At 34.5% G+C, this 4,302-nt stretch carries 3 protein-coding genes; 2 read left to right on the forward strand and 1 reads right to left on the reverse strand.

What is annotated here, in order from left to right:
* Positions 1–966: 966 nt before the first annotated feature.
* A complete protein-coding gene (locus tag AVL50_RS31365) occupies positions 967–2,442 on the reverse strand; it encodes a restriction endonuclease (protein WP_062621816.1) in 1,476 nt (491 codons plus the stop codon).
* A gap of 285 nt (positions 2,443–2,727) precedes the next feature.
* On the opposite strand from AVL50_RS31365, the gene AVL50_RS31370 reads away from it, so the two are divergent.
* The gene (locus tag AVL50_RS31370) at positions 2,728–2,940 is read left to right on the forward strand and encodes a phage integrase N-terminal SAM-like domain-containing protein (protein ID WP_062621817.1); all 213 of its coding nucleotides are present in this window, start codon (positions 2,728–2,730) and stop codon (positions 2,938–2,940) included.
* Positions 2,941–4,015: 1,075 nt separating this feature from the next.
* Positions 4,016–4,300 carry a transposase gene (locus tag AVL50_RS31375; RefSeq protein WP_062617894.1) on the forward strand — a complete coding sequence of 95 codons (285 nt, stop codon included), beginning with the start codon at positions 4,016–4,018 and terminating at the stop codon, positions 4,298–4,300.
* Positions 4,301–4,302: the final 2 nt, after the last annotated feature.

The following is a 4,302-nucleotide window of genomic DNA, read 5'->3' on the forward strand; positions in this document are numbered from 1 at the left end:
ACTATGAGCTCCTCCGACTTCTGTTATAACCATGCTGAATTTCGCTATACTTATATCAGCTTGTTTAAGGTGGCCAACCTTTGAAATAACAGATCTCCCACGTTCCGTCACTTTCCATCTATAACCACGCCATCCCTATGACTCCGGTAGATCATTGTACTTCACATTACTGTTTATTCATACAATGTAACAGGGTTCGAGACCGTCAAAACTCTCCCCATCTACGCCTGCCTTTTCGAAGCTACTATGGGTTCACACTTGCGTATTACGGCTTGGTTATTTGAGATCACTGAGCTTCAGCTATCCACCTCACGGCGATCACTGTCAGTAACTCTTCTAAGTGAACAGTAAATTACTTAGGTAGGATTTGCACCTACTGGAAAGCCACAGCATCGTGGCACACTAACGTAATGGTTAAAAATCGTTGCCATCCCAAAGAGTGGTTATGATTTTTTAGCTCTTGTGTGTACCCAAGATGGGCACGATCTATATTCATCTAAATATAGTTCAATCTTCTAGAGGGTGCAAGTCCCTTATGTGCGGAGAACAATCCCGAGGCATTAGCACGTGTGGTTTTCCGTGAGGGATGCACTGAAGTAAGTCAAACGGAAAAAGTTGGTGCTGTTGAATACTCCTGAGAATAATAGCCCGAACGGAAACGCAAAAACTTAATGCGTTTAGGAATATCTTATGATTAGGCCTACTCTTGGAGCAGAACCATGAAAGGAGGATGGGCAGTAGCTCAAAGTCCTATTCTTATTACAACCATTACTTTAGAACGTCTTGAGAAGAGAGGATATATTTCTATGTCTGAGATCTACAAAAGTTGACTGAACGGTAATCAACCGCGGTATACCTTCATGAGAGGAGGTTCGAAATGAGGGAGCGTAGCTCGGAGTACGTACGGTGGTGTGAGAGGCTCTCCCCGTCATTTTCTGATGGGGCAACCTACTCGATTGTAACTGGTTATTTTTCTTTGTCGACAAATTTCACTTTATGTTTTACCTTAAGTACTTCTGGAAACTTCGGTATCAGGTCTTGATTTTTTGATAACCTTAATTCAATATCCTCGCGGTTCCACCAGGATGTCCAAACCCCTTGACCTTGTAACGACTCTAGTTTTTCTGTCAATGGTGCTGAAATTTGAGTGTTAACGGCTAAGAAAAAGCCTGAAGATTTATGAGTTTCTACAGTATCTCTAATATCAATTACTTTACTTTTTCCTACAGTTTTTTTACTGGATTTACATTGCCCCACGACCTTAATCATTCTTGTTGGAGGATGGTGTTCTGTTGCGAATGTAGAATCAATAATATTCCATTCAATAATTAAATCTCGTCCCTTGTCTCCTTGATTAATTGGAGCAGGCTTTCTTACTTGTTTTACATTTGGTTCTCTTTCCAATAACGCTTTAATTAAACTTTCAAACTGATCAGGACAAGGATTTTCAGTCCAGTTAAAAGATGGAATAGGGAACAATATTTCAGATTCTCTATTGTGCCGATTTCTAATTATTTCTCGTTCAGTATTAAATTCTTGTTTACCTGATTGTCTGCCTAAAGCAATTACAAAAGGGTAGGAAACAGTAATAAGCATATTTTCCAATGGAATAATAGGATAATTTGCTTCTTTTTCGTTGTTTATAGTTTTTATTAATTCATCGATTTCTTTTCTTGATTCTTTAGGTATGAAATTGTTTATTTCATTATCGACTACTAGCTGACCATTGATTCCATCAATGATGTTTTTGGTGAATTCGCTATTACCTAAAAGTTTTTGAATAAAGTTAGAAAGCTCTTTAGATTCAATTAGAGTAACTTCATTATCTATATCATACAAGTAATTCCAGTTTGGCCTCATTCTACTTCCATGATTTTTGTGAGAAGATAAACCATAAACCTTTTCAACAGATTCAATTAATCTATCTTGAAGGTCATAGTCTCTTTGATTGTTAATGCCATCTTCATTCATGCATTTGTCACAAGGACACCCAACAAATTCCCAGAATAATTGCCTCCAATTAGCTACAGTTGAAATGATAATATATATTTTTTCGCGTAGCTGTTCTTCATTAGATATCCCTAAGAATGAAGGTAATTGTTCAGGCATAATATACCTACCCCAGACTTCATCCTCAACAGGATGAGCTATGTCGAATAGTGATGTTGAAATAGGAAAACCTGATAGCCTAAGGTAGCTACTAAACATTAGGCTAAGAACTACATGGGCATCAGTTCTGTCTCCTTGATAAAATATGTCATAGGTTCTTTGAACAAAATAGAATTTGAGTTTACTAGAATCTTCAATCTCTAAAACTATTGAGATTCCAGTGGCATTGTCCGTGTTTATCTTGAAATAGTCTTTAGAACTTCTTTCTAAGTCAAGTTTGCTTAACTCACATAGGCCTTGAACAAATTCTATAATATCACTATCATGTCTCATATAAGTTATTGAAATTGGCTACAACGGGTGGTGGTATAAAGCGTTGTACATTTTGGAACACAAACTTATCAGTCCACTGAAGCCGTTAATTAATGTTATGTAGTTCAAATATAGCACTATCCATGCAATGATTTATGACCATGAGTAAAACAAAAGATTCGCTTGCTAAAGCTCACAATCTCTTACCTTTATACCTTAATTAATTTTGTAATTAATAGTTTACTAAGATGAAAAAAAGAGACAATAATCGAAAAAGCGAAACGTGTTGTTTCTGGTTTTAAAAACATGTTTGATATAGTGTATCAAAAGATGACACTCAGTGGAAAATCTTCTTCTACTTTTCAAAACTACACCCGAACTGTCTCTAGTATTTTTGAAAAGATCCGACTAGAACTTTTCGATGATCAGATTAATGATTATCTGATTCTTCTCAAAGAAAAACAAAACACTTCTTATACAACCTTCAAGCATAATATTATGTCTATGCCTATGACTTGAGATATATCTTCAGATTAAGTGATAGAGACGGTTGAGCTATACAATTACCATCATTGAAAAGAAATAATTCTATACCAAATATTTTATCTGTGGAATGGAAGAATGTAAAATCATTTTCAACACACCTAAACACTTAAACTATTAAAGTTGGATTGGAAAAGTATCTAAAATATGTAAGGCCGATTTATGGCTATTTGTAGGATAAGAGAATAGTAAGCACATAACTACAAATTTCAGCGTATCATTATTCAGAGAAACTTCTGTATTTATAAGCAAATATAAGAGTGTAATTAAAGAAAAGAGCTAGAATGATTTGTAGACTTACACCAACTAAATGAAAGTATCGATTCAATTGATATTATTGACAAAAGTGGTAAGGTTAAAAATGAAACATCATTCTTCTAAAAAAGATATCGACTAGATATAAAAAAGCTGAATCTTTACTAAGCGAATCAATATTAGAATTATCTAAAGAAGAAAAAAGGCTTTATTGGTAAAAAAAACTTCAAGAATTAATATAATGGTTGAAGTTGTAAAACATCTATTAGGTATTAGTGGATGAAAAGATAGAGTCGCTTTAGCGATATATTTAAATAAGCTATATAGTAAAAAAGAATTACTAGTAGAATTTTATACATGAGAAACTGGTCATGAGTTAGCTCAAACTTATGTATTAATAGAGCAATTGGAGCACGAGCGTCAACAACATATTAACGAAAACTATGATAAAAACTTTAAAAGTACCAATGAGGAAAATCCTTTCGATTCCTTTTGGAAAAGTTGTGGTGGCTATCAACCTGCTCGGAATGCTAGATAGTGCACTAAGAATTTAACACTAGCCCCTTTTGAATATGAAATACATTAGCTATTTCCTATGTCGGTATCAGAGGTAATGAAGATAGAGAGGGGTACATCTTAACACGGTCAAACTTCCAATCTTTATTTCCATTTAGAAAAACATCTGGGTGCAGATGTAATAAAAAAGGTGTTAAGCAACGAAAACTTAGAGAACGTTATAGTTACCCCATCAAAACGGACTGCAATCTAAATTAATAATTAAGTAAATTGCAGTGTTATGAAAAGTAAAAGAAAATTCACCTCAGAATTTAAAGCCAAAGTAGCTTTAGAAGCCATCAAGGATTTACAGACTACTACAGAATTAGCCCAAAAGTATGATCTTCATCCTACTCAGATCAGTACATGGAAAAAGGAATTTCTAGATGGTGCATCCAGTGTTTTTGAAAAGTCTAGAGAGAAAAAGAAGCTTCAAAAAGTGAGTGAAGGGAAAGAAGATGAGCTTTATGCAAAAATTGGTAAACTTCAAGTTGAATTGGATTTTTTAAAGAAAGCCTTGTCGTAAAT

The organism is Flammeovirga sp. SJP92 (genome assembly GCF_001583495.1).
GTDB lineage: Bacteria > Bacteroidota > Bacteroidia > Cytophagales > Flammeovirgaceae > Flammeovirga.